This window comes from Gottfriedia acidiceleris, assembly GCF_036421055.1.
GTDB lineage: Bacteria > Bacillota > Bacilli > Bacillales > Bacillaceae_G > Gottfriedia > Gottfriedia acidiceleris_C.
The window spans coordinates 314,751-340,095 of sequence record NZ_JAZGQS010000002.1; the positions used below are offsets into that span (position 1 = coordinate 314,751).

Consider the following 25,345-nt stretch of genomic DNA (forward strand, 5'->3'; position numbering starts at 1 on the left):
AAAACAATTGGCAGTCCGATAACATTAAATTGGACTGCCATTTTTTGTGTTAGAAAAAGGCTACGATGTTTAATATACAACTTATATAATTTGTAATAAAGTAGTATTTGTTAAAGTTTACCAATAAATGGTATTTGGGAGATGGGTTTATGGATGAAATTCCAAAAGAAATAAACGTTGTTTTAGATACATACTTTCATCATATTGATTTAAAATTACCAAATTTAATTGATTCTTTTTATTTATATGGATCAATTACTTTAGGTGCTTTTAAGAATGGATTTAGTGATATCGATTTTATCGCTGTTGTTAAGTGCAAAGTATCTGATACCGATTTAAAAATATTGAAAGAAATTCATAAAGATTTGCAAAGAATGTTCCCTCATACAATTTTGGATGGGTGGTATATTCTTAATGAAGATATCGAGTCCTTAAATGAAGAAGGAAAATTATGTGTTCGTTTCAATGATGGGAAGTTTCAAGGTTTAAATAAATTTCAAAAGAACTCCATAGATGCTTTTCAATTAAAAAAATATGGAATCACTGTAAGAGGGCAACATATTGAAAATGTGGATATTACGGTAAACTGGGATACAATACTATCTAATATGGAAGATAATCTTAATTCGTATTGGTTTGGCTGGTTAAACAACTGTAAGAAGTTTCCTACAATTAAATACTTGAGTTTATTTGTAAGTTTAAGAAGTATCGAATGGGGAGTTTTGGGAGTTTCTCGGCTTTATTACACATTTAAAGAAAGAGATATTACATCGAAAGTAGGAGTAGGTGAATATGTTTTAGAGGCTATTCCCAAAAGATGGCATAAGATTATTAAGGAGTCAATGAGATTACGAACTGATCAAAAAAAATCATATTACAAATCAATTTTTAAAAGAAGAAAAGATGCTATAGATTATATTGAGTTTATGATTGGAGAATGCAATAAACATATTCGATAAAGGACCCAATCTTTATTTAACTAACATATATGGTTGATCGCAAATAAGGATTAAAAAACGCTAGTGAAAAACTTTATTGCACGAAAAAATGGTGTCTCAGATGAGACACCATTTCATTCATTACGCGTTCATAGCGTTAACTTTTTTAGCTAAACGAGATTTTTGACGTGAAGCAGCGTTTTTGTGGATTAGATTGCTGTTAACAGCTTTATCTAATTTTTTAGAAGCAGTTAATAAAGCTTCTTGCGCTTTTTCAGTTTCGTTATTAGTAACTAAAGCTTCAACATTTTTAACTGCCGTACGCATTTCTGATTTTAAAGATGCGTTGTGAGCACGATGAGCTTCAGCTGTTTTTACACGTTTAATAGCTGATTTAATATTTGGCATACCTTTCACCTCCCGAATGCAGTCGAGAAATTTGCCTCGAATACAAATAGAACAAAACTTATTTTATCAAAACAAGTCCCATTTGGCAATAGAATTCATACAGCTATTTTCGCCTTTTCAAAAGAAAAATAAACAACTCGTTTAGAATTGGTAACATCTAGCTAAACTAGTTAAGAAGAGAATTGTTAAATTTCGATGAGTATTGTGGAGGCTAGATAAATGAGTGAGTTAGATTTAAGTCAATATAGTGTTCGAACAGATTTAGCAGTAGAGGCAAAAGAGATGCTCGAGGAACGAGAACAAACAAAAGAAGAAATTACAGGCGTCATCGTTAAAGAACGTGAAGCAGATGGTGTAAGTATTTCTCATGTTCATATTAAAGAGTCGGCATCTGAAAAAATTGGTAAAAAGCCTGGGAATTATTTAACACTTCAAGTTCAAGGTATTCGTGAACAAGATACTGAACTTCAAGAAAAGGTTGAAAAGGTTTTTGCAAATGAGTTTTCTGCATTCTTAAAAAATTTAGGCATAACGGAAGATCAAACTTGTTTAGTAGTCGGATTAGGGAATTGGAATGTAACACCAGATGCACTTGGTCCAATGGTTGTTGAAAATTTAGTTGTTACGAAGCATCTTTTTGAATTACAGCCAGAAAGCGTACAAGATGGTTATCGTCCAGTTTGTGCGTTATCGCCTGGTGTAATGGGAATAACTGGTATTGAAACGAGCGATATTATTTCAGGTGTCATTGATAAAGTAAAACCAGATTTTGTCATTGCGATCGATGCACTTGCAGCTAGGTCCATTGAGCGAGTTAATACAACAATCCAAATTACAGATAATGGTATTCATCCAGGTTCTGGAATAGGGAATAAACGTAAGGAATTAAGTAAGGAAACACTAGGTATTCCAGTAATTGCTATAGGCGTTCCAACTGTTGTTGATGCTGTTGCTATTACAAGTGATACAATTGACTTCATTTTAAAACATTTCGGACGAGAAATAAAAGAGGGAGACAAGCCTGCTAAAGCGTTAATCCCTTCAGGAATGGCATTTGGTGAAAAGAAAAAGTATACCGACGAAGATATGCCTAGTGAAAAAGAAAGAATGGCATTTATGGGGATTGTAGGAACACTTGAAGAGAATGAAAAACGAAAATTAATACATGAAGTACTGTCACCACTTGGTCATAACTTAATGGTTACACCAAAAGAAGTGGATACATTTATTGAAGATATGGCAAATATTATTGCTGGCGGTATGAACGCTGCTCTGCATTCTAAAATTAATCAAGATAATATTGGCTCGTATACTCATTAATATTTCGTAAGTGAGGAGAAACAAATGAAATATATGATTCGGTATTTTACGCTAATCATTATTTTTTCGATAACAATCATTACTTGTATGCAAGTTGCGAAAGACGGAATAAGTAAAGTTACTTCAACTGATTACTATCATGTAGACGATGTAGTAAAAATCTCAAAAGAAGATGGGAAAGCTGGTCCAGTACTTTTTGGAAAAGATTACACGAAAGAAGGACTAGCAATTAGAGAAGATCATTTAGAAAGATTAGGGGCATTTAATTATTTTACAGTTGTTGGTAAAGGACTATCCCATTTTGTTACATATGTAACTGAAAAAGGGGTTAAGATTGTTGAAAAAATTCCTTCTATTATTGATAGCTTTAATTAGACCTTCTAAACTTCATTCGACATATACTGCTAATATAGATTGAATATTTCCCTGTTTTTTTGATATAATCAAAACTATCTATGCTGTCGAGAAATTTAGGAGTGATGAAATGAATAAAGAGTCAAGATCAGAAAGACAAAAGAGAATTAGAAACTTTTCAATCATCGCACACATTGACCATGGAAAATCTACATTAGCAGATAGAATTCTTGAGAAAACAAATGCCTTAACTCAGCGTGAGATGAAGTCTCAGCTATTAGACTCAATGGATTTAGAGCGTGAACGTGGAATTACCATTAAATTAAATGCTGTGCAGTTACAATATAAAGCGAAAAATGGAGAAGAATATATTCTTCATTTAATTGATACACCTGGACATGTCGACTTTACTTATGAAGTTTCACGTAGTTTAGCAGCTTGTGAAGGCGCAATTCTTGTAGTTGATGCTGCACAAGGTATCGAAGCACAAACATTGGCGAACGTATATTTAGCTTTAGACAATGATCTAGAAATCTTACCGGTTATTAATAAGATTGACTTACCGAGTGCAGAGCCTGAACGTGTAAGACAAGAAGTTGAAGAAGTAATTGGATTAGATGCATCTGAAGCAGTATTAGCATCTGCTAAAGCAGGAATCGGAATAGAAGAAATTTTAGAACAAATCGTAGAAAAAGTACCAGCTCCAACAGGAGATCCAGATGCGCCTTTAAAAGCACTTATTTTTGATTCGTTATTCGATCCATACCGTGGGGTTGTAGCTTATATTCGTATTGTGGAAGGTACTGTTAAAGTAGGTCAAAAAATTAGAATGATGGCTACAGGTAAAGAATTCGAAGTAGTTGAAGCTGGAGTCTTTACTCCTCGTACTACACAACGAGATGAATTAACTGTAGGTGACGTAGGTTTCTTAACAGCTTCTATTAAAAATGTTGGAGATACTCGTGTTGGGGATACAATTACCCTTGCTGAGAACCCAGCAACAGAGCCACTACCAGGTTATCGTAAATTAAATCCTATGGTATTCTGTGGATTATATCCAATTGATACTTCTAAATATAATGATTTGCGTGATGCACTTGAAAAGCTTCAATTAAATGATGCTGCTTTACAATTTGAAGCAGAAACATCACAAGCTTTAGGATTTGGTTTCCGTTGTGGATTTTTAGGATTATTACACATGGAAATCATTCAAGAACGTATTGAACGCGAATTTAAAATTGATTTAATTACAACAGCACCAAGTGTTATCTATAATGTTTACACAACAAAAGGCGATATGATTATCGTTGATAACCCTGCTCATATGCCAGATCCACAATCAATTGATCGAGTAGAAGAGCCTTACGTAAAAGCAAAAATCATGGTTCCAAATGACTTTGTTGGAGCAATCATGGAGCTTTGCCAAAAGAAACGCGGAAACTTTATTGATATGCAATATTTAGATGCAAACCGCGTAACGTTAACTTATGAAATTCCGTTATCTGAAATTGTTTATGATTTCTTTGACCAATTGAAATCAAGTACAAAAGGTTATGCATCATTTGACTATGAACTAATTGGCTACAAAGTTTCTAAACTTGTGAAAATGGATATTTTATTAAACGGTGAACAAGTAGATGCTCTTTCATTTATCGTTCATAGAGACGCTGCTTATGATCGTGGGAAAGTTATTGTTGAAAAATTAAAAGAACTTATTCCAAGACAACAGTTCGAGGTACCAGTTCAAGCGGCAATTGGACAAAAAATTGTTGCCCGTTCAACAATTAAGTCAATGGGTAAAAACGTATTAGCAAAATGTTACGGTGGAGATATCTCTCGTAAACGTAAGCTATTAGATAAGCAAAAAGAAGGTAAAAAGCGAATGAAAGCTGTTGGATCTGTAGAGGTTCCACAAGAGGCATTCATGGCTGTTTTACGTATGGATGATTAATAATTAAAAGAAATCATCAATTATAGAATTGATGATTATCCAAAGATGCCACCGTAATTTAATTGCGGTGGCATTTTTAACATCGTTTTTGGAGTCATATAATCTATCCCAACTTAATTGTTTTGAATTTTGTAACATTTAATTAATAACAAATAAAAAAATAATCATAATATCCAAATGGATAAGCTAATTAATAGGAGTAGATTGTTCTTGAATGTAGATATTAAAAGGAACGTTAAAAGACCGACTCCAAGTCCTGCACCAACGCCAATTAAGGGTTTTTAATTTGTAAAAGTTCTGTCCGAGTAATTTTTTTTTTTATTCTATAACCTATTTTTTTTGCAGTAACAGGATTTGCCCAAAGTGTTGCACCGATTATGGAACAATGGGTACCATTACCTTCAAGAGCTATAACAGCGCTGCTTTTTGGTATACAAACGGAAAAGTTCATAATAGTAGCGATTAGAATGATTAATAACTTTGCTTTCATGTATAAATGAGCGCTCGGGATATTAGGCTTTGTTACTTTATAATTTAAGAAATGAATAAAAAACAAAAAAATATTAATAATGATAAATAAGAATAGTAAAGCGATTAAATAGACAAATTTCTTAAGAAAATATACAATCATAAAGTTGAAATCAACAAAAGTCCCTGAATCTGCACCTTAGATGGTATTGAATCAGGGGCTTTTCACATAGAAAAGAGGAGAAGGTATGGCATCTTCCGTTTATATTCATATACCATTTTGTCAGCAGATTTGTTACTACTGCGATTTTAATAAATTTATGATGGACCGTCAGCCGGTTGATCAATATTTAGAATATCTTGAGAAAGAAATTGTTGAAAGTTTAAAAAGAAATCCGATTATAGATTTGAAGACAGTTTTTGTAGGTGGCGGAACACCAACTGCATTAACATTACCTCAAACTAAACGCTTAATTGAAATCATTAATAAACAGATCATTAAAGGAAAAAAAGAAATTGAAATGACTTTTGAAAGTAATCCAAATGAAATTTCAAAAGAGAAGCTACAGATTTTAAAAGATGGTGGAGTGAATCGAATTAGTTTTGGAGCGCAAACATTTGATGAAGGTTTACTTAAAAAGATTGGAAGAACACATTCTCCAAACGAAATAGAAGAAGCAATTCAAACCGCCAAAGAAGTTGGAATTGATAATATTAATCTTGATTTAATGTATGCATTACCTGGTCAAACAATGGAACAATTTGTTGATTCTTTAGACAAAGCAATGAAGCTACCGATACAGCATATCTCAGCGTATTCATTAATTATTGAACCAAAAACGGTTTTTTACATAGAAATGAATAGGGGCAAGCTCAAACCAGCCCCAGAAGAAGATGAAGCGGCAATGTATGACTTTTTAATGAACTATTTAGAAAAAAAGGGCTTTCACCAATATGAAATTAGCAATTTTGAAAAAAATGGCTTAGAAAGTAAGCATAATCTTGTTTATTGGAATAATGAAGAATATTTTGGATTTGGTGCGGGAGCACATGGCTATATTAATGGAATCCGATATTCAAATGCAGGACCATTAAAGAAATATTTTCAGTTGATTGATGATACTGGTGTCCCAATTGTTCATGAACATACGGTAACGAAGCAAGAAAAAATGGAAGAAGAAATGTTTTTAGGGCTACGTAAAATGCAGGGAGTTTCGGAAAGAAAATTTCAAGAAAAATTTGGTTCAAACTTTAATGAAGTATTTCCGAACGTAATTGAAAAACTAATGAAAGATGGATTAGTCGAGATGAATGGAGTATTTCTTCGATTAACCCATAAAGGGAAGTTATTAGGAAACGAAGTATTTCAAGCATTTTTACTTTAAAGTAGTAAGTGAGAAGAGCAGGAAAAGTAGATGAGTTCAGCGACAACAGAATAGAGCTAATGCACAAAAAAATTTCCGAATTCATTAATCCAGCACTTCTTTATTCCTACCCTTAACTTCTTGACATCGTATAAAGGATTTGTTAAGTTAATAATATATTTAGCACTCACTAGATAAGAGTGCTAATAGAGGTGATAAACATGTTGACTGAAAGACAGTTATTGATACTCCAAATTATTATCGATGACTTTATTCGCATGGCACAACCTGTTGGTTCAAGGAGTTTATCTAAAAAGGAAGGTATTTCATTTAGTTCAGCAACGATACGAAATGAGATGGCTGATTTAGAAGAACTTGGTTATATTGAAAAGCCTCATAGCTCTGCAGGTCGAATCCCTTCAGAAAAAGGGTATCGTTTTTATGTAGACCATCTGTTATCACCACAAATTGTTAATGAAGATGATGTTCGTTCGATAAAAGGTATTTTTGCCGAGCGTATCTTTGAAATAGAAAAGCTTGTGAAAAATTCAGCCGATATACTATCTGATTTAACAAATTACACAACAATTGCTCTAGGACCAAAAGTTACTGAAAATAAGCTTAAGAATATTCAGCTTATCCCAATAGGACCTAATACAGCAGTATCAATTATTGTGACAGACACAGGTATTGTTAAAAATCGTACAGTAACTATACCATCTGGTGTGTCGATGAGTGATATTGAGAAAATGGTAAATATTTTAAATGAGCGACTAGTAAATGTTCCAATTCATCAAATAAATGATAAGCTTTATAAAGAAATTGCAATGATTTTACGTACGCATATTTCGAATTATGAAAGTGTTATTAAGATGATTGGTGGCACTATTGACGTACCGATTGAACAAAAGCTGATTTTAAGTGGAAAAACGAATATTTTAGCTCAACCAGAATTTCATAATGTTGAGACAATGAAAGTATTGTTAAACATGATTGAAAAACAAGAAGAACTAAAAAGTATTATTCCTTTTGAACAGATGGGTTTAAGTGTCAAAATTGGTAAGGAAAATGAAAAGTCTGGTTTAGAAAATGTAAGTATCATTAGCGCAACCTATTCATTAGGTGAAGATCAAATTGGTACAATCGCAGTATTAGGACCAACTCGAATGGAATATTCTCGAGTAATCTCATTAATGCATTTAATAACAGGGCAATTGAATTTATTATTTTCATCTAAGGATGTTGAATAAATCCATTGTGAAAAGAAACAATGGATTACATATAAAAAAATAGGAGGTGAAGGTGACATGACAGAACGTCAGGAAGAACTTTTAAATGAAGAAGTAGTGAATGAAGAAACTACTGTTGAAGAGCCTTCAATCTTTACAGAAGAAAATACAGAAGAGAAAACTGACAATGTGAATTCTTCTGAAGAAGAGATTCAAAAACTTCGTGCAGAAGTAGATGAGAAGGAAAATAAGTATTTACGTCTACATGCTGATTTCGAAAATTATAAACGTCGTGCACTTTTAGACCAACAAGCTTTAATGACTTATCGTGCTCAAAGTTTAGTAACTGATTTATTACCAGTACTAGATAATTTTGAACGCGCCCTACAAGTTGAAGCAACAGACGAGCAAACTGCTTCTTTAAAACAAGGTATGGAAATGGTTTACCGTTTACTTGTTGAAGCTGTGAAAAAAGAAGGTGTAGAAGAAATCCCAGCACTTGGTGAACAATTCGATCCGAATGTCCATCAAGCTGTTATGCAAGAAAGTGATGATTCTAAGCCATCTAATGAAGTTTTACAAGAATTCCAAAAAGGCTATAAGCTAAAGGACAGAGTAATTCGTCCATCAATGGTAAAAGTAAACGAGTAATTAGTTAAGCGTCTATATAAAATCGCTAACAGAAATATAAAATTTTTTTCAAAAACTAAAATATAACTTATGTAAATTTTAGGAGGAACATGCAATGAGTAAAATTATTGGTATTGACTTAGGTACAACTAACTCTTGTGTCGCAGTATTAGAAGGTGGAGAGCCAAAAGTAATTCCGAACCCAGAGGGTGGACGTACAACTCCGTCAGTTGTTGCGTTCAAAAATGGTGAGCGTCAAGTTGGGGAAGTAGCAAAACGTCAAGCAATTACAAACCCTAACACAATCATGTCAATTAAACGTCATATGGGTACTAATCATAAAGAAAACATTGAAGGCAAAGATTATTCTCCACAAGAGATTTCTGCAATCATTCTTCAAAATTTAAAAGCATCAGCAGAAGCCTACTTAGGTGAAGCAGTAACGAAAGCAGTTATTACAGTACCTGCATACTTCAATGATGCTGAGCGTCAAGCAACTAAAGATGCTGGTAAAATCGCAGGTTTAGAAGTAGAACGTATCATCAATGAGCCAACTGCAGCTGCATTAGCATACGGTTTAGATAAAATGGATGAAGACCAAACAATCTTAGTTTACGACTTAGGTGGCGGTACATTCGACGTTTCAATCCTTGAATTAGGAGATGGAATCTTTGAAGTTAAAGCTACTGCTGGTGACAATCGTCTAGGTGGAGACGACTTCGACCAAGTGATTATTGATTACTTAGTAGCTGAATTCAAAAAAGAAAACGGTGTTGATTTAAGCCAAGATAAAATGGCATTACAACGTTTAAAAGATGCTGCTGAAAAAGCGAAAAAAGATTTATCAGGTATTACTTCAACTCAAATTTCATTACCATTCATTAGCATGGGTGCAGCTGGTCCATTACACTTAGAGTTAAACTTAACTCGTGCAAAATTCGAAGAACTTTCTCACAACTTAGTAGAAAGAACTTTAGGCCCAACTCGTCAAGCAATGAAAGATGCTGGTTTATCAGCAAGCCAAATTGATAAAGTAATCTTAGTTGGTGGATCTACTCGTATTCCTGCAGTTCAAGAAGCAATCAAAAAGGAAACAGGCAAAGAGCCACATAAAGGTGTAAACCCTGATGAAGTGGTAGCATTAGGTGCTGCAATTCAAGGTGGGGTATTAACTGGTGATGTAAAAGACGTAGTATTACTAGACGTAACTCCATTATCATTAGGTATTGAAACAATGGGTGGTGTGTTCACAAAATTAATCGATCGTAACACGACAATCCCAACTAGCAAATCTCAAGTATTCTCAACAGCTGCTGATAATCAACCTGCTGTAGACATTCACGTTCTACAAGGTGAGCGTCCAATGGCTGCTGATAACAAAACATTAGGTCGCTTCCAATTAGCGGATATCCCACCAGCACCACGTGGAATTCCACAAATTGAAGTATCATTCGATATCGACAAAAATGGTATCGTAACTGTACGTGCAAAAGACTTAGGAACTCAAAAAGAGCAAAACATCGTAATTCAATCTTCTTCAGGTTTAAGTGATGATGAAGTAGAACGCATGGTAAAAGAAGCGGAGTTAAACGCTGAAGCTGATGCAAAACGTAAAGAAGAAGTTGACCTTAAAAACGAAGCTGATCAATTAGTATTCCAAGTAGAGAAAACTTTAAAAGATCTTGAAGGAAAAGTTGAAGAAGCTGAGGTTACTAAAGCTAACGAAGCTAAAGACGCATTAAAAGCTGCTTTAGAAGCTGGTAACTTAGATGACATTCGTACGAAGAAAGATGCACTTTCTGAAATCGTTCAAGCTTTAACGATGAAGCTTTATGAGCAAGCTGCTGCTGCACAACAAGCTGCAGGTGGAGCTGAAGGCGCAGCGAAACAAGACGATGTAGTAGACGCTGAGTTTACTGAAGTTAAGGACGAAAAATAATACCGAAAAGTGGCAGGCGTTTGGTTATTAAACGCCCGAACTAGACAATTTATAAATATCTAAAACATTAAGGGAAGTCAAAGTCAGGGTAGCCTTGGCTTTGACTTTTTCTTTTTCTTTAAGAAAATCACAGGATATGTTAAAATATTCTTTATGTGAAAGGAGCGGATTGTAACACTATGAGTAAACGTGATTACTATGATGTACTTGGCGTGAGTAAAAGTGCATCACAAGATGAAATAAAAAAATCGTTTCGTAAATTAGCAAAACAATATCATCCTGACGTTAATAAGGATCCTGATGCACCTGAAAAGTTTAAAGAGGTGCAAGAAGCATACGAAAATCTATCAGACGATCAAAAACGTGCTCATTATGATCAGTTTGGTCATACAGATCCAAACCAAGGATTCGGCGGCGGCGGATTTGGCGGCGGCGGATTCGGTGGATTTGAAGATATTTTCAGTCAGTTTTTTGGTGGTGGCGGTGGTGGACGTCGTCGTGACCCGAACGCACCGAGAGCTGGGGCTGATTTACAATATACGATGACGATCCAGTTTGAAGAAGCAGCATTTGGAATGGAAAAAGAAATTGAAATTCCAACTGAAGAAACATGTCATACATGTAGTGGTTCAGGGGCTAAGCCTGGTACGTCAAAAGAAACATGTAAACAATGTCATGGTTCTGGACAAATGAGTGTTGAACAAAATACTCCATTTGGACGTATTGTGAACCGTACGACATGTTCACACTGTCAAGGTACTGGTCAGATTATTAAAGATAAATGTAATACTTGTCATGGTGCTGGCCGTGTGAAAACTCGTAAGAAAATCATGGTGAAAGTGCCAGCTGGTATCGATGATGGGCAACAAATTCGACTTTCTGGTCAAGGAGAACCAGGTAAAAATGGTGGTCCTGCTGGAGATTTATATATTGCATTCCATGTTCGTGAGCATGAATTCTTTGAACGTGACGGAAATGATGTTTACTGCGAGCTTCCATTAACTTTTGCACAAGCTGCATTAGGCGATGAAGTTGAAGTTCCTACATTACATGGTAAAGTAAAAACGAAAATTCCTGCTGGAACACAAACTGGTACTAGAATGCGTTTAAAAGGTAAAGGAATTAAAGACGTACGTGGTTATGGTCAAGGTGATCAGCACGTAATCGTAAAAGTTATCACACCTACAAAACTAACAAGCCGTCAAAAAGAATTGCTTGAAGAGTTTTACAATATTGGTAAAAGTCAAAAAGACGACAAACACGATTCTTTCTTTACAAAGTTAAAGCGTGCAGTTAAGAATTTTGGCGAATAATAAGGAAGTTATAAATTCAGTACGTTAGTTAAGGTAAAAAGTGGAAACACTAAATAGAAGAATTAATTTAAATGGCACCCTCTAATTCTGACTAAGATTAGAGGGTATTGCCAAGTAAAGAAGAGAGTATGAATGGAGTTGGTAGTTTATGAAATGGTCAGAATTAAGTATTCACACTACACAGGATGCGGTTGAACCGATTTCTAACATTTTACACGAAGCTGGTGCAAGTGGTGTTGTCATAGAGGATGTGTTTGATTTGACGAAGGAGCGAGCACAGGTTTACGGTGAAATCTACCAACTTAACCCAAAAGATTATCCAGAGGAAGGTGTAATCGTTAAAGCATACCTTCCTGTGAATAGTTTTTTAAATGATACGATCGACGGTATAAAAGAAGCAATTAATAATTTAATTTCATATGATATTGATTTAGGAAAAAATACAATTGCTGTGCATGAAGTTAACGAAGAAGATTGGGCTACTGCATGGAAAAAATATTATCATCCAATTTCAATCTCAGATCGATTTACAATTGTACCTTCTTGGGAAGAGTATGAAGTCAAATCATCAGACGAATTAATTATAGAATTAGATCCAGGCATGGCTTTTGGTACTGGTACTCATCCTACAACTGTTATGTGTATTCGTGCACTTGAGAAAGTTGTAAAACCAACTGACCGTGTTATCGATGTAGGTACTGGTTCAGGAGTATTAAGTATTGCAGCTGCAAAACTTGGCTCTACAAATATAGAAGCTTATGATTTAGACGATGTAGCGGTTCGAAGTGCAAGAGAAAACGTTGTATTAAACAAAGTTGACGACGTCATAAAAGTTGGACAAGGTAACTTACTACAAGGAATTGAAGGTCCATTCCAAGTAGTTGTTGCGAACTTACTTGCTGAAATTATTCTTCGTTTCGTAGACGATGTATTTAACGTTCTAGAACCAGGTGGAACATTTATTTCTTCAGGAATTATTGGTGCTAAACAAGAAGACATCGAAAATGAGCTTAAACGAGTTGGCTTTGAAGTAAAAGAAGTATTACATTTAGAGGACTGGGTTGCAATTATTGCAAAGAAGCCAGGTCAAGGAATGTAATATGCAAAGATATTTTATAGAAGAAACGCAGCTTCATAATGATCTTGTTACAATAACTGGTGATGATGCTCATCATATTGCAAATGTTATGCGAATGAAGCTAGATCAAGAAATTATTTGTACAGTTCCAGGATCATCAACAGTTCGTTGTACACTTACAAATATTTCTAGTGAACAAATAACTGCAGCTGTTGTAGAATATGTTGAGAATACAAATGAATTGCCAATATCAATTACGATTGCTAGTGGACTACCCAAAGGTGACAAACTAGAGTTGATTATACAAAAAGGCACGGAGCTTGGAGCATCTGGTTTTTTACCTTTTGCTGCAGCTAGGTCAATTGTGAAACTAGATGATAAAAAAGCTGGTAAAAAAGTTGATAGATGGCAAAAGATTGCAAAGGAAGCGGCTGAACAATCATACCGATTTATTGTGCCAACTGTAGATCAGCCAGTATCTTTTCAACAATTACTTAACTCAATACCGCATTATGACGCGTGTATTGTTGCATATGAAGAAAGTGCAAAAACAGGAGAATCAGCAGGGCTTGTACAAACATTCCAGTCATTAAAGGAAGGTTCACGATTATTAGTAGTGTTCGGACCAGAAGGTGGTTTGTCTGATAAAGAAGTTAATCAGCTAGAAGAAAAAGGTGCAAAACTATGTGGACTTGGACCAAGAATTCTGCGAACAGAAACAGCACCATTTTATGTTTTAGCTGCTGCCTCCTTTTATTTTGAATTAATGGGGTGAAGAAATGCCACAAGTAGCTTTTCATACATTAGGCTGTAAAGTTAACCATTACGAAACAGAAGCAATCTGGCAACTGTTTAAAGCAGCAGGCTATGAACGTACAGAATACGAAAGTAAAGCTGATGTTTATGTAATTAATACTTGTACAGTTACAAATACAGGTGATAAAAAAAGTAGACAAGTAATCCGTCGTGCAGTACGCAAAAATCCAGATGCAGTTATTTGTGTAACTGGATGTTATGCACAAACATCACCAGCGGAAATCATGGCGATTCCTGGGGTAGATATTGTTGTTGGTACACAGGACCGTACTAAAATGTTAGATTATATCGAGCAATATCGTGTAGAACGTCAACCAATTAATGGTGTAGGAAATATAATGAAAGCACGAGTTTATGAAGAATTAGACGTACCTGCTTTCACTGACCGTACACGTGCTTCATTAAAAATTCAAGAAGGCTGTAATAACTTCTGTACGTTTTGTATTATTCCATGGGCACGTGGTTTAATGCGTTCTCGTGATCCAAAAGAAGTTGTAAAACAAGCTACGCAATTAGTTGAATCAGGCTATAAGGAAATTGTTTTAACTGGAATTCACACAGGTGGATACGGTCAAGACATGAAAGATTACAACTTAGCAATGTTATTAAAAGATTTAGAAACAGTTGAAGGGTTAAAACGTGTTCGTATTTCTTCAATTGAAGCTAGTCAAATTACAGATGAAGTAATTGAAGTTCTTCGCAATTCAAATATTGTCGTTCGTCACTTACACGTACCATTACAATCGGGATCAGATACTGTTCTAAAACGTATGCGTCGTAAATATACAATGGCTGAATTTGCTGAAAGAATTGAAAAACTACGTGAGGTATTACCAAACTGTTCAATTACATCTGATGTAATCGTAGGTTTCCCAGGTGAATCAGAAGAAGAATTCATGGAAACGTACAATTTCATTCGTGACAATAAATTCTCTGAATTACACGTATTCCCATACTCTAAACGCACAGGTACTCCAGCTGCACGTATGGAAGATCAAGTTGACGAAGAAATTAAAAATGAACGAGTACACCGTTTAATAGAATTATCAAATCAGCTTGCAAAAGAATACGCATCAATGTTTGATGGAGATGTTCTAGAAGTTATTCCAGAAGAAAAATATACTGAAGATGGTGCAGAAGGACTATTAATAGGCTACACAGACAATTATCTAAAAGTCGTGTTCGAAGGAACAGAAGACATGATCGGTAAAATTGTAAAAGTTAAAATCGCTGAAGCTGGTTATCCAGTTAATAAAGGTGAATTTGTCCGAGTATTAGAAGATGTAGCTGTTAACTAAGAATAAAATTAATAAAAGGATAGATACTCTAGAATTCAATCTGGATGATCTATCCTTTTTTGCTTCATCAAAACAAAAGAATAAACCTTTTCATCGTTACTCTAACGAAGAGAACTTTCTCAGATGGTTTAAAAAAAAGTAGTTCATAAAAATTAAACCTTTGTTATAGACCAATATAAATAATTCCCTCAAACTACCTGTTATTTAAAGTTACATCTATACACAATATAAATGTAGAGGTGAAAAAAACATGTCAAAAGATAATCAATCAAGAAAAACGGATGACAATCATATCCATGTTGCTACCAACTCATACTTAGACACGAGCGAAAACGATTCTAATAAAATTAATTATGACGAAGGTGGTAGCCCATATTTAGATACAAGGGAAGACGCATCTTCTGCAGCTAACACAAGACGAGGAGCTCCATATTTAAATACTTAATGAAAAGAGGAACAGGGGAAAGATGGAAAAATCTTTTCCCTATACTCTTTTTACTTAACTCTTTTCTCCTGTCCTATTAATATCTTGAACCTCAATTAATGGTTTATGATAACCAGCTTTTGCAATATTGATCATTGAACGACCAATCTGTTCTGAAGTTGTTATTGAGTTTGGAAAGAATTTTTTTAGCATCGGATAAATAGGTCTCGTTACGTTATAACCATATTGATATAGTTTAGTTTTTGATTTTATATTTCTATGAGGAATAATAGCACCAGGTCTAAACATGTATGCAGCTTTAAACGGTAATTTTAACAAGTCATTTTCTGTTTTTCCCTTCACTCTAGCCCACATTGTACGCCCCTTCTCAGTACTATCGGTACCCGATCCAGTAACATAAATAAAAGTCATTTGTGGATTCAATTTTGATAATGTACGTGCGATGGATAATGTAAGGTCATATGTAATCTTCCGATAATCTTCCTCTTTCATTCTAAATGATGAAACACCTAAGCAAAAAAAGCATGCATCAAATCCAGATAATTGACTTTCAATTGCGGATAAATCAAGTAGATTAGAATGCTTAATTTCATAGAATTTTTCATGTTGTATCCCTGTTATACTACGACCAATTGAGTAAATCGAGCTAACAGAAGGATTTTGTAAGCATTCTCTTAATACACTTTGCCCAACCATTCCAGTTGCTCCAAAAAGTAAAATTTTCATAATGTAACCTCCGTAATTTATTTTCATCGTTAGTCTCATGGGCAAATAATAAATGATAAATCATTTTTAAGCAATTTACTATTCAGCTAATTAATACTTCAAAATAGAAAAGTGTTGTTCAAGTCGCTGATTAGCCTATTATTATGAGCTAATTTTTTACGAAAACAAATTCAATTAATTAGTTTATTAATTACTTACAAATTAATAAATAAACAATTTTTATATTACTCAAAGTAAAGAATATTTGAAGGCTAAAGACCCAATAGGGCTTGCCGAGGAGGCTAGAGATTGTTTTTCATCAGCATAAAGAGCTAATCAAGTCGTTGATTAGCTCTTCTCTATGAAATATTTACAGACTCTTTCTTACTAAAAAAATGGATTGTAAAACCAAAAATAATAATCACGATCGAAAACAATAAACTTAACCAAATGCTTTGAAATTCACCTACATAAGGCTGAACAATATAAGAAAGTATAATACTAATTACAATACTAATTGGAATATAATTCCCAACTTTGCCCTTACTAAAGACTATCACTAAAATAGGAAATAACAATGCAGAATAGACATTTCCTGAGTAAAATAATAGATCAATAATTTTTTTTGATTGGATAATTGTAGCGAAAAAGATGATCGCCCCAATCATCACGGATAGAAAATAAGCAAGTTTTATTTTTTTTTGATCATTTTTTATCGTTTTAAATGGCTCTATTATATTGATAATGATTAAACTAGCAAGCGAATGTAAAACCGCACCAAAGGTTGATGTAATTGCATTAAAAGCACATAAAACAAAAAGTATGAAAAAGAATGGTGTTGTAATTTTATTTGCTAAACCAACTAAAATTGATTGAATATCTGTAAATCCCCCTGTAAAAATAACAATTATAAAAAGACATGAAAATGAAAGTGGGAAAATACACCAAATTAATCCGGAAATTGAGAATGTTAAAGGAAGTTTTTTCGATTCAATCATAAATAATCGGTGCCATGAAGTAATGTCAAAGAAAAACTGACCAAATCCAACTAATAAGCCTGAAAATAAAAAACCCCATAAATCGTAATGATCAATAACTAGCATGTATGGATGGTATAGTTTAATCCCATCATATACTGGTTGAACGCCCTCTTTTACGAAAAAATACAACGGAATTAAAATTGCCGCTGCAAACATTGTAATGACTTGGAATCCAGCTAATCCATGTATCATCTTTAATCCACCAAAGCCTGCAAAAAGTACACAAAAGCTTATAAAAATGATTATTTCTATGTACAACGGTAAATTAAAAAGAAAATGAAATAACGTAGATGCAGTCATCGACTGTATATATAATATGTGTAAACTAGTTAATATTAAAATACAAATCATAATCCAATAACCAAGTGGATGTAGTTTCTTCCTCAAATAATCTCCAATTGTTAAACCATCGGGGTACTCTTGGCGAACCTTTTTCCCAATAAAACTAAATACAAATAAAGCAATCGCACCTAAAAATGCATATCCGATTCCACCAAATACACCATATTTAATCATTGATTCTGGCGAAGATAATATCGTAGTTCCTGTTATCCAACGTGCCAAGAGTGAAATAATTCCCATACCCATTCCAATTTGAATAGGGCCTTGCACGTATTCTCTAAATGAACGTGAATTCACTGTTTATTTTCCTTTCTCACGATACTCTTTTGGAGTAATGCCCTCAATTTTACGGAATAAAGTACTAAAGTAATGCTGACTATTAAAGCCTGAGTTTTCTGCAACATCGGATATGTTCCAATTTGGATTATTTGTTAAATATCGCTTGGCTGCTTGTATTCTATAGTCTATTAAATATTCTGAAAACGATACACCGACTTCTTCGTGAAATTTTCTACTTAAATAAGTATGATTCGTGTGAACTTCTCTGGCAACATCAGAAAGAGAAAGTTTTTCAGCGAAATGATCATGTATATATGTAAGAGTTTGATGTATTAAACTAGAATATTGGTTTGACGTATCGATTTCACTATACTTAGATAAAACTTTATATAATTCACTTTCTATTATTGGCTTTGTTAAATAATCAAGAACGCCGATTCGGATTGACTGTTGAGCATAATCAAAACTTTGATATGCAGTAACCATTATAATATCTACGTCTTTATTTATTGCTCTAAGCTCTTCACCAAACTCTAGACCTGAACGTCCAGGTAAATTGATATCTAGAAAGGCAATATTAATTTTATGATTTTGATTAATTGTGATTGCTTGGCATGCATCAGCAGCTTTAAAAAACTTCCATAATGGAAACATATTTTTTATCAAATATTCCATCTGTTCAAGCTCTAATGGTTCATCATCTACTAATAATACATTCACTTGATTTTCACTCCTTTACTCTCATAAATAAGTGGCCAAACAACCTTAACATTTGTTCCTAATTCATTTGAAGAAATCAGTAAATGTCCACTATTACCAAAATATAGTTGCAATCTCTTTTTTATATTGTCTAATCCATGGCCTTCTTGATTAGAAAAAGAATTAGTCATTCCCATTAAACCATTATCAATTACTTCTAAACAGACTAGCTCAGAATCTTGATAAAATCGAATATTCAGTAAAGCCTCTCCAACCTTTTTTTCTAAACCGTGTTTAAATGAATTTTCAACTAAGGTTTGCAAAATAAAAGGGGGAACTAGCGCATTATATAAATCTTTTGGACAATCTAATTGTGTTTTAAGACGATCTCCAAACCGTAGATTTTGAATGTCTAAATAATATTGAGTATATTGTATTTCTTGATTTAACGGAATTAAGGGTTCTGATGATTTATATTTAAATTTTAAAAATTGAGAGAATGTTTCTAGGGCTCGGATTAATTCAGAAGTTCGATTTAAACGTGCTAAGCTTAATATGACATTAAGTGTGTTAAATAAAAAGTGCGGTTGAATTTGCTGATTTAATTTATTGTATTGAGCTTCTTGTAATGCATGTTCTAGCCGAATTTCTCTATTTTTATTTTCAAGTAGGTCAATTCTTTTTTCAAATATAAACAAAAATAATAAAGCAATAGCTCCCATAATAGGAGCTAAAATAAATAGCATAATTAGTAAAGTAAATCCCTCGTAACTAAGCATTAAGAACCTCAAATAGTTTTTTTGATAATATTTTTAATTTTTTTGAAAACTTTGTTTATAAAGTGTTGCTTGAGTGGAATGGAACGAAAGCTGAACATCCCCTTGGTGTTTCATAGGTGATTGGCTAGCCTTCGCACATTCTCCATAGGAGCTATAAAACATTTTGATCCAAAACAATATTCGATTTATCATCCAATTTTATAACAATTAAATATTTATATATAGAAGTAATTTCTACATGGCAGGATTAATTCTCTTCTTTTCCTTCACTTCATGCCTATAAGAATACTATTTAATTAATTATGTGACAAGCAACTTGATGATTTTGCTCAGATATTTTTAATTCAGGTACTCTTGATTTGCAAATATCAATTGCGAAAGGGCATCTTGTGTGAAAACGACAGCCGCTTGGAGGATTGATTGGAGATGGGACATCTCCTGTTAACATGATTCTTTCTCTTTGAAGTACCGGGTTTGGTACTGGAATAGCAGATAATAGGGCACGTGTATAAGGATGCTGCGGATTTTCAAAGATCGATTTTTTATCGGCAATCTCAACAATTTTTCCTAAATACATTACCATTACTCGGTCAGAAATATGTCTTACTACACCTAAATCATGTGAGATGAAAAGAAAGGTAAGTGAGAATTTTTTCTGTAACGATTTTAATAAGTTTAACACTTGAGCTTGGATTGAAACATCTAGGGCAGAGACTGCCTCATCACAAATGATTAGTTTTGGATCAACTGCAAGTGCACGGGCAATTCCGACACGTTGACGTTGACCGCCACTAAATTCATGGGGAAAACGCTCCATAGCTTCTGGTCTTAGCCCAACATGCCCTAATAATTCCTCAATTCTAGCTTTACGTTCTTCTTTTGGAACTACATTTTGAATGGCTAATGCTTCAGCTAAAATTTGTCCAATTGTTTGTCTAGGATTAAGTGAGGCAAACGGATCTTGGAAGATTACTTGTAAATCTTTTCTTATTTTACGCATCTCTTTTTTTCCTAAGCTTAATAAATCTTTTTCCTTAAAATGAATGCTTCCACTTGTAGGCTCGTCTAATCTTAGAATGGCTCTACCAGTAGTAGATTTACCACAACCTGATTCCCCAACTATACTTAAAGTTTCTCCCTCGTAAATGTGGAAACTAATATCGTCTACAGCTTTTACGTGATTAACCGTTCTTCCTAAAACGCCACCTTTGATTGGAAAGTATTGTTTTAAATGATCTACTTTAAGTAGTATTTTTTTATCCACTAGTTGTAATGTCATTATTCAATTCCTACTTTCTCTTTGATGGTATGATCTGTTTCCCATTGTGATGTGTACATCCAACAGCTGACCTCAGTATTTTTGTCGAATGTTTGTAAATCTGGTACTGATTGATGACATATTGGCTTTGCATGTGCACAGCGTGGTGCAAAACTACAGCCCTTAGGCATATTGAATGGACTAGGTACAGTACCAGGAATTGTTGTTAATTCATCTTGATCCATATCAAGACGTGGAAGAGAGTTTAATAGCCCGATTGTGTATGGGTGCTTAGGGTTATTATAAAGTTCTTTTGCTGAAGTATATTCAACAATTCTTCCAGCGTACATGACAGCCACTCGATCGCAAGTTTCATAAACGACGCCTAAATCATGCGTGATTAATATTACGGCAGTACCTAAATCTTTTTGGAGTGATTTAATTAATTCCAGAATTTGAGCTTGAATTGTCACATCAAGAGCGGTAGTTGGTTCATCTGCAATTAGAACTTCTGGATGACAAGCAAGTGCCATTGCGATCATAACCCTTTGTCTCATTCCACCACTAAGTTCATGTGGTTCTTGCTTAGCACGTTTTTCAGGAGAAGGAATCCCTACAAGTCGCAGCATTTCAACTGCTTTATCCCAAGCTTCCTTTTTGCTTAATTTTTGGTGAAGACGAATCGCTTCTGCAATTTGCTCGCCTGCTGAATAAACAGGGTTTAAAGATGTCATTGGCTCTTGAAAAATCATAGAAATTTCATTACCTCGAATGGAACGCATTTGTTTTTCGGTTTTTGCTAATAAGTCTTCACCTTTAAAAAGAATACTACCACCAGTTATTTTTCCTGGAGGAGAGGGGATTAATCGTAAAAGAGATAAGGATGTAATACTTTTACCACTTCCAGATTCTCCTACTATTCCAAGTGTTTCCCCTTTTTTTAATGTAAAGCTAATTCCATTAACTGCTTTACTTGTTCCTTCATCCGTATAAAAGTAGGTTTGTAGATTTTTAACCTCAAGAATTGTTTCATCAAATTGTTTGTTCATAGTAGTACCCCCTTAATTCAAGTCAACTCGTTTATTAAAGTAACGGTAGAGAATATCAACAGCTAGATTCATAAATACAAAGATAACAGAAGCGATTAATACGCCACCTTGAACCATAGGTAAATCTCTTGTCCTAATTGCATCAACAATTAATCTACCAAGTCCATTAATTGCAAAAACTGACTCTGTTAAAACGGTACCACCAAGTAAAGCACCAAATTGTAGACCAACAACAGTAATAACTGGAATTAATGCATTTTTTAGTCCATGTTTGTAAATAATGATATGTTCTTTTAAACCTTTTGCTCTTGCTGTACGCATATAGTCTTGACGAACAACTTCTAACATACTTGATCTAGTCATTCTAGCTACTATTGCAGCACCACCTGCACCTAATGTTAATGCTGGTAGTACCATATGTTTAAATGTTCCCCAACCAGCAACTGGAAATAGATGAAGATTAACTGAAAAGAAGTAGATCAACATTAAACCAAACCAGAAACTTGGTAAAGAGATTCCTAATAAAGCGACAATCATAATTGTAATATCTGCTGCGGAGTACTGTTTGGTCGCTGATATTATTCCTGCTAGCATACCAAACACGACAGTAATGAAAATACTAGCTAGCGCAAGTTCAATTGTAATTGGTAAACGAATCATAATCTCATCTAATACTGGACGATTATTTCGAAGTGATTCACCAAAATCACCTTGAAGTACATGGTATACATAATCGAAATACTGAATAACGACAGGACGATCAAGTCCAAGTTGATGACGAATCATTTCAATCGTTTGTTTCGTAGCACCTTCACCAGCAAGTAAAGTAGCTGGATCTCCAGGAACCATCTGCATAATTAAAAAAACAACTAAACTTACACCAAGTAAAACTGGAATCGTTTGTATAATTCTTCTGACAATAAATAGAAACATTTATTTTCCTCCTTATTTTTTCATCCTTGGATCTAGAGCATCTCTTAGACCATCACCGAAAATATTAAATCCTAAAACTAATGTTGAAATAGCAATACCCGGAAATAAGGCAATGTGAGGTGCACTAAATAAATAATCACGTCCACTACTTAACATTGCTCCCCATTCTGGAGAAGGAGGTTGAGCACCTAATCCGAGATATGACAGGCCTGCTGCTGATAGAATAGCTGTAGCAAGTTTTAAAGTAGCTTGGACAATTATTGGTGAAAGAATATTCGGGAGAATATGTTTAAAAATAATTGTCGTATCAGTTGCACCTAAAGCGCGAATTGCATCGATATATTCAAGTTTTCTGACGGATAACGTAGATCCTCTAACGATACGTGCAAACATTGGGACTGAAAAGATACCGACAGCAACCATAACATTTATTAAACTTGGACCTAATGCACTTATAATGGCAAGTGCTAGTAAAATACCTGGAAAAGCTAGTAAAACATCAACAACCCTCATTATGATCGTGTCCATCCATTTTCCGTAATAACCTGCTATCAACCCGAGAGTGATTCCGAAAATTGCTCCAAATAAAACTGATACGAAACCTACAGAAATTGAAAGACGACTTCCATAAATGATTCTACTTAAAATATCTCTTCCTTTATCATCTGTTCCCATCCAATGTTCTAGTGATGGAGGTTGCAACTTATGCATTAAATCAATTGCAAAAGGATCCTTGGGCGAAATAAGTGGTGCAAAAATAGCTACTAAAATATAAAAAAGTACGATATATCCGCCAACTAGTGCCAATTTATTTTTTTTAAATTTCTTATAAAATACTTTCCATCTTTTTAGTTTTTGAGATTCTTTTTTTTCTAATTTGATTTCATTGTTATTCAATACAATCTCTGTTTTCATTCTTTTTCCCCCTTTTCTTTGTTTAAATTTATTCAAAATTGGAATTGAAGTAAATATAATGCCCAAAAGCAGTAAAGATAATTAAAAAACGAGTAAAGATTCTGAAAATATAAAATTTTATTTTTTTTTATAATTTGATTAAGCCTACGTACTCAAGAAAAATGGTGAATAAGAGAATCATAGGGCAAATAGAAAGAGGGGGAAGAAAACAATGAAGAAAAAGACAGCTGGAGTATTATTTGCATCATTATTAACAATTTCTACTGCGCTTGCAGGTTGTACATCTGACCAAACAAGTAGTAGTGCAACTGGAACAAAAGCAAAAGCAGGAGGAACTCTAGTCGTAGCTAGACTATCGGATGCGACTACATTAGATCCACATTTTATTACTGATATACCATCAGCAAACGTTGTCTATGAAAAGGTATATGAAACATTAGTTGAACCAGATAAAAATATGGAGCCACAACCTCTTTTAGCAACAGAATGGAAGCAAATAGATAATGTGACTTGGGAGTTTAAATTACGACAAGGCGTTAAATTCCAAGATGGATCTCCTTTTAATGCAGATGCAGTTAAAACAAATTTTGATCGAGTTCTAGACCCAAAAACTGCATCACCTCAGGCTGGTAAATTTGAAATGATAAAAGAAGTGAAAGTGGTAGACGATTCAACTGTTCAATTTATTTTGAAATACCCATATGCTCCTCTTTTATCTATTTTAATGAGTAATGAAGGAAGTATTATTAGTCCAAAATCGATTAAAGAAAACAGTGATAAGATTGGACGAAATCCAGTAGGAACTGGTCCTTATGTATTTAAATCTTGGAAATCAGGAGAAGAAATTAAAATTGAAAAAAATAAAGATTATTGGGGAAATAAACCTAAAATTGATGGTGTAGTCTTTAAAGTAGTTCCTGAAGATGCTACAAGACTGGCAATGATTGAAACTGGTGAAGCGCATGTAACTGATCAAGTGCCTGTAACAGAAATCGATCGTATTGAAGCTTCTGACACAATGGATTTATACCGTACTGATGGACTAGCTGTTGAATATTTAAGTTTTAATGTTAAGAAAAAACCATTTGATGATGTTCGTGTCCGTAAAGCAATTGCACATGCAATTGAAGTAGATTCAATTATTAAAGGTGTATATAACGATGTTGGAACAAAAGCAAATTCAACAATGAGTCCGAAAGTATTTGGATATGATTCAAATCTTAAAGGCTATAATTACGATATTAATGAATCTAAAAAGCTTTTAAAAGAAGCAGGAATTAAAGATGGCCTTTCTTTTACACTTACAACTAGTGACCGTAAAGAAAGAATAAATATGGCTGAAGTTATTCAATCTCAATTAAAAGGTATTGGGATTAAAGTGAAAATTCAAGTTCTGGAATACGGAGCTTATATTGATGCAATCGCAAAAGGTGAACATCAAGTTGCAATAGGTGGATGGGGTAATGCTACTGGTGATGGTGACTATAACCAATTTAACTTATTTGATAGTAAATCCCAAGGTGCAGCAGGAAATAGTGCATTCTACAGTAACCCGAAAGTAGATAAATTAATTGAATCAGCTCGTCAGGAAGCAGATAGTGAAAAACGTAAAGAGTTATATGCTCAAGCACAAGAAATTGAAAATGACGAAGTACCGTATGTTCCTATTCGTAACTATGAGCACTTAGCAGTTACCGGCTCATCAGTTAAAGGACTTTGGTTAAACCCAGCAAGTTATTTAATGCTTGATAATGTAACAGTGAAATAAGTAATTTAATGAAACAGCATAATTAAT

24 protein-coding genes are annotated in these 25,345 nt (G+C 34.0%); 14 read left to right on the forward strand and 10 right to left on the reverse strand.

From position 1 onward, the window contains the following. The first annotated feature begins 149 nt into the window (after window positions 1–149). On the forward strand, window positions 150–959 hold the full coding sequence (locus RAH41_RS04235) for an aminoglycoside adenylyltransferase domain-containing protein (protein WP_331220929.1): 810 nt from the start codon (window positions 150–152) through the stop codon (window positions 957–959). A gap of 120 nt (window positions 960–1,079) precedes the next feature. Here RAH41_RS04235 and rpsT read toward each other — a convergent pair whose 3' ends face one another. Then, complete coding sequence (rpsT, locus tag RAH41_RS04240; protein ID WP_069035099.1) at window positions 1,080–1,346, reverse strand: 30S ribosomal protein S20; 267 nt, start codon at window positions 1,344–1,346, stop codon at window positions 1,080–1,082. Between the two features lie 219 nt (window positions 1,347–1,565). Between rpsT and gpr the strand changes: the two genes are divergently transcribed. The 3 genes from gpr to lepA all read left to right on the forward strand — a co-directional run bounded on the left by gpr (window position 1,566) and on the right by lepA (window position 4,971). Beyond that, complete coding sequence (gpr, locus tag RAH41_RS04245; RefSeq protein WP_331220930.1) at window positions 1,566–2,666, forward strand: GPR endopeptidase; 1,101 nt, start codon at window positions 1,566–1,568, stop codon at window positions 2,664–2,666. 24 nt (window positions 2,667–2,690) lie between these two features. Further along, window positions 2,691–3,041, forward strand: coding sequence for a hypothetical protein (locus RAH41_RS04250; protein ID WP_331220931.1), 351 nt, complete (start codon window positions 2,691–2,693; stop codon window positions 3,039–3,041). 109 nt (window positions 3,042–3,150) lie between these two features. Continuing rightward, window positions 3,151–4,971, forward strand: a complete 1,821-nt coding sequence (lepA, locus tag RAH41_RS04255) for a translation elongation factor 4 (protein WP_331220932.1) — start codon at window positions 3,151–3,153, stop codon at window positions 4,969–4,971. Window positions 4,972–5,242: 271 nt separating this feature from the next. On the opposite strand, the gene RAH41_RS04260 is transcribed toward lepA, so the two are convergent. Then, window positions 5,243–5,602, reverse strand: a complete 360-nt coding sequence (locus RAH41_RS04260; protein ID WP_331220933.1) for a hypothetical protein — start codon at window positions 5,600–5,602, stop codon at window positions 5,243–5,245. An 85-nt stretch (window positions 5,603–5,687) separates the two neighbouring features. On the opposite strand from RAH41_RS04260, the gene hemW reads away from it, so the two are divergent. From hemW to RAH41_RS04305, 9 genes are all read left to right on the forward strand, one after another. After that, a complete protein-coding gene (hemW, locus tag RAH41_RS04265; protein WP_331220934.1) occupies window positions 5,688–6,824 on the forward strand; it encodes a radical SAM family heme chaperone HemW in 1,137 nt (378 codons plus the stop codon). A gap of 200 nt (window positions 6,825–7,024) precedes the next feature. Beyond that, a complete protein-coding gene (gene hrcA / locus RAH41_RS04270) occupies window positions 7,025–8,053 on the forward strand; it encodes a heat-inducible transcriptional repressor HrcA (protein ID WP_331220935.1) in 1,029 nt (342 codons plus the stop codon). Between the two features lie 57 nt (window positions 8,054–8,110). Beyond that, window positions 8,111–8,683 carry a nucleotide exchange factor GrpE gene (grpE, locus tag RAH41_RS04275; protein WP_331220936.1) on the forward strand — a complete coding sequence of 191 codons (573 nt, stop codon included), beginning with the start codon at window positions 8,111–8,113 and terminating at the stop codon, window positions 8,681–8,683. 94 nt (window positions 8,684–8,777) lie between these two features. After that, a complete protein-coding gene (gene dnaK, locus RAH41_RS04280) occupies window positions 8,778–10,601 on the forward strand; it encodes a molecular chaperone DnaK (protein WP_331220937.1) in 1,824 nt (607 codons plus the stop codon). 179 nt (window positions 10,602–10,780) lie between these two features. Beyond that, window positions 10,781–11,914, forward strand: a complete 1,134-nt coding sequence (gene dnaJ / locus RAH41_RS04285) for a molecular chaperone DnaJ (protein ID WP_331220938.1) — start codon at window positions 10,781–10,783, stop codon at window positions 11,912–11,914. Between the two features lie 148 nt (window positions 11,915–12,062). Further along, complete coding sequence (gene prmA, locus RAH41_RS04290) at window positions 12,063–13,013, forward strand: 50S ribosomal protein L11 methyltransferase (protein WP_331220939.1); 951 nt, start codon at window positions 12,063–12,065, stop codon at window positions 13,011–13,013. Window position 13,014: 1 nt separating this feature from the next. Then, a complete protein-coding gene (locus tag RAH41_RS04295; RefSeq protein ID WP_331220940.1) occupies window positions 13,015–13,767 on the forward strand; it encodes a 16S rRNA (uracil(1498)-N(3))-methyltransferase in 753 nt (250 codons plus the stop codon). Between the two features lie 4 nt (window positions 13,768–13,771). Continuing rightward, window positions 13,772–15,106, forward strand: a complete 1,335-nt coding sequence (gene mtaB, locus RAH41_RS04300) for a tRNA (N(6)-L-threonylcarbamoyladenosine(37)-C(2))-methylthiotransferase MtaB (protein ID WP_331220941.1) — start codon at window positions 13,772–13,774, stop codon at window positions 15,104–15,106. Window positions 15,107–15,356: 250 nt separating this feature from the next. Beyond that, window positions 15,357–15,551 carry a hypothetical protein gene (locus RAH41_RS04305; RefSeq protein WP_331220942.1) on the forward strand — a complete coding sequence of 65 codons (195 nt, stop codon included), beginning with the start codon at window positions 15,357–15,359 and terminating at the stop codon, window positions 15,549–15,551. Window positions 15,552–15,605: 54 nt separating this feature from the next. Here RAH41_RS04305 and RAH41_RS04310 read toward each other — a convergent pair whose 3' ends face one another. The 8 genes from RAH41_RS04310 to nikC form a co-directional block, all read right to left on the reverse strand. Next, a complete protein-coding gene (locus RAH41_RS04310) occupies window positions 15,606–16,277 on the reverse strand; it encodes an epimerase (RefSeq protein WP_331220943.1) in 672 nt (223 codons plus the stop codon). A 338-nt stretch (window positions 16,278–16,615) separates the two neighbouring features. Then, on the reverse strand, window positions 16,616–17,935 hold the full coding sequence (locus RAH41_RS04315) for a sodium:solute symporter family transporter (RefSeq protein ID WP_331220944.1): 1,320 nt from the start codon (window positions 17,933–17,935) through the stop codon (window positions 16,616–16,618). A 3-nt stretch (window positions 17,936–17,938) separates the two neighbouring features. Further along, window positions 17,939–18,637, reverse strand: coding sequence for a response regulator transcription factor (locus RAH41_RS04320; RefSeq protein ID WP_331220945.1), 699 nt, complete (start codon window positions 18,635–18,637; stop codon window positions 17,939–17,941). Next, window positions 18,634–19,362 carry a sensor histidine kinase gene (locus RAH41_RS04325; RefSeq protein ID WP_331220946.1) on the reverse strand — a complete coding sequence of 243 codons (729 nt, stop codon included), beginning with the start codon at window positions 19,360–19,362 and terminating at the stop codon, window positions 18,634–18,636. The genes RAH41_RS04320 and RAH41_RS04325 overlap by 4 nt, the downstream gene beginning before the upstream one ends. Window positions 19,363–19,687: 325 nt before the next feature. Then, a complete protein-coding gene (locus tag RAH41_RS04330; RefSeq protein WP_331220947.1) occupies window positions 19,688–20,674 on the reverse strand; it encodes a dipeptide ABC transporter ATP-binding protein in 987 nt (328 codons plus the stop codon). After that, window positions 20,674–21,702, reverse strand: a complete 1,029-nt coding sequence (locus RAH41_RS04335) for an ABC transporter ATP-binding protein (RefSeq protein WP_331220948.1) — start codon at window positions 21,700–21,702, stop codon at window positions 20,674–20,676. The genes RAH41_RS04330 and RAH41_RS04335 overlap by 1 nt, the downstream gene beginning before the upstream one ends. Window positions 21,703–21,714: 12 nt before the next feature. Further along, window positions 21,715–22,635: an ABC transporter permease gene (locus RAH41_RS04340; RefSeq protein ID WP_331220949.1), complete on the reverse strand. Its 921-nt coding sequence runs from the start codon at window positions 22,633–22,635 to the stop codon at window positions 21,715–21,717. Between the two features lie 12 nt (window positions 22,636–22,647). Beyond that, a complete protein-coding gene (nikC, locus tag RAH41_RS04345; protein WP_331220950.1) occupies window positions 22,648–23,550 on the reverse strand; it encodes a nickel transporter permease in 903 nt (300 codons plus the stop codon). Window positions 23,551–23,761: 211 nt separating this feature from the next. Between nikC and RAH41_RS04350 the strand changes: the two genes are divergently transcribed. Next, window positions 23,762–25,318, forward strand: coding sequence for a glutathione ABC transporter substrate-binding protein (locus RAH41_RS04350; protein ID WP_331220951.1), 1,557 nt, complete (start codon window positions 23,762–23,764; stop codon window positions 25,316–25,318). Window positions 25,319–25,345 lie beyond the last annotated feature (27 nt).

Excerpts from the sequence above, each read along its gene's own strand:
- RAH41_RS04235 (WP_331220929.1), top strand. The coding sequence starts at position 150 with ATGGATGAAATTCCAAAAGAAATAAACGTTGTTTTAGATACATACTTT.
- rpsT (WP_069035099.1), bottom strand. The coding sequence starts at position 1,346 with ATGCCAAATATTAAATCAGCTATTAAACGTGTAAAAACAGCTGAAGCT.
- gpr (WP_331220930.1), top strand. The coding sequence starts at position 1,566 with ATGAGTGAGTTAGATTTAAGTCAATATAGTGTTCGAACAGATTTAGCA.
- RAH41_RS04250 (WP_331220931.1), top strand. The coding sequence starts at position 2,691 with ATGAAATATATGATTCGGTATTTTACGCTAATCATTATTTTTTCGATA.
- lepA (WP_331220932.1), top strand. The coding sequence starts at position 3,151 with ATGAATAAAGAGTCAAGATCAGAAAGACAAAAGAGAATTAGAAACTTT.
- RAH41_RS04260 (WP_331220933.1), bottom strand. The coding sequence starts at position 5,602 with ATGATTGTATATTTTCTTAAGAAATTTGTCTATTTAATCGCTTTACTA.
- hemW (WP_331220934.1), top strand. The coding sequence starts at position 5,688 with ATGGCATCTTCCGTTTATATTCATATACCATTTTGTCAGCAGATTTGT.
- hrcA (WP_331220935.1), top strand. The coding sequence starts at position 7,025 with ATGTTGACTGAAAGACAGTTATTGATACTCCAAATTATTATCGATGAC.
- grpE (WP_331220936.1), top strand. The coding sequence starts at position 8,111 with ATGACAGAACGTCAGGAAGAACTTTTAAATGAAGAAGTAGTGAATGAA.
- dnaK (WP_331220937.1), top strand. The coding sequence starts at position 8,778 with ATGAGTAAAATTATTGGTATTGACTTAGGTACAACTAACTCTTGTGTC.
- dnaJ (WP_331220938.1), top strand. The coding sequence starts at position 10,781 with ATGAGTAAACGTGATTACTATGATGTACTTGGCGTGAGTAAAAGTGCA.
- prmA (WP_331220939.1), top strand. The coding sequence starts at position 12,063 with ATGAAATGGTCAGAATTAAGTATTCACACTACACAGGATGCGGTTGAA.
- RAH41_RS04295 (WP_331220940.1), top strand. The coding sequence starts at position 13,015 with ATGCAAAGATATTTTATAGAAGAAACGCAGCTTCATAATGATCTTGTT.
- mtaB (WP_331220941.1), top strand. The coding sequence starts at position 13,772 with ATGCCACAAGTAGCTTTTCATACATTAGGCTGTAAAGTTAACCATTAC.
- RAH41_RS04305 (WP_331220942.1), top strand. The coding sequence starts at position 15,357 with ATGTCAAAAGATAATCAATCAAGAAAAACGGATGACAATCATATCCAT.
- RAH41_RS04310 (WP_331220943.1), bottom strand. The coding sequence starts at position 16,277 with ATGAAAATTTTACTTTTTGGAGCAACTGGAATGGTTGGGCAAAGTGTA.
- RAH41_RS04325 (WP_331220946.1), bottom strand. The coding sequence starts at position 19,362 with ATGCTATTTATTTTAGCTCCTATTATGGGAGCTATTGCTTTATTATTT.
- RAH41_RS04330 (WP_331220947.1), bottom strand. The coding sequence starts at position 20,674 with ATGACATTACAACTAGTGGATAAAAAAATACTACTTAAAGTAGATCAT.
- RAH41_RS04335 (WP_331220948.1), bottom strand. The coding sequence starts at position 21,702 with ATGAACAAACAATTTGATGAAACAATTCTTGAGGTTAAAAATCTACAA.
- RAH41_RS04340 (WP_331220949.1), bottom strand. The coding sequence starts at position 22,635 with ATGTTTCTATTTATTGTCAGAAGAATTATACAAACGATTCCAGTTTTA.
- nikC (WP_331220950.1), bottom strand. The coding sequence starts at position 23,550 with ATGAAAACAGAGATTGTATTGAATAACAATGAAATCAAATTAGAAAAA.
- RAH41_RS04350 (WP_331220951.1), top strand. The coding sequence starts at position 23,762 with ATGAAGAAAAAGACAGCTGGAGTATTATTTGCATCATTATTAACAATT.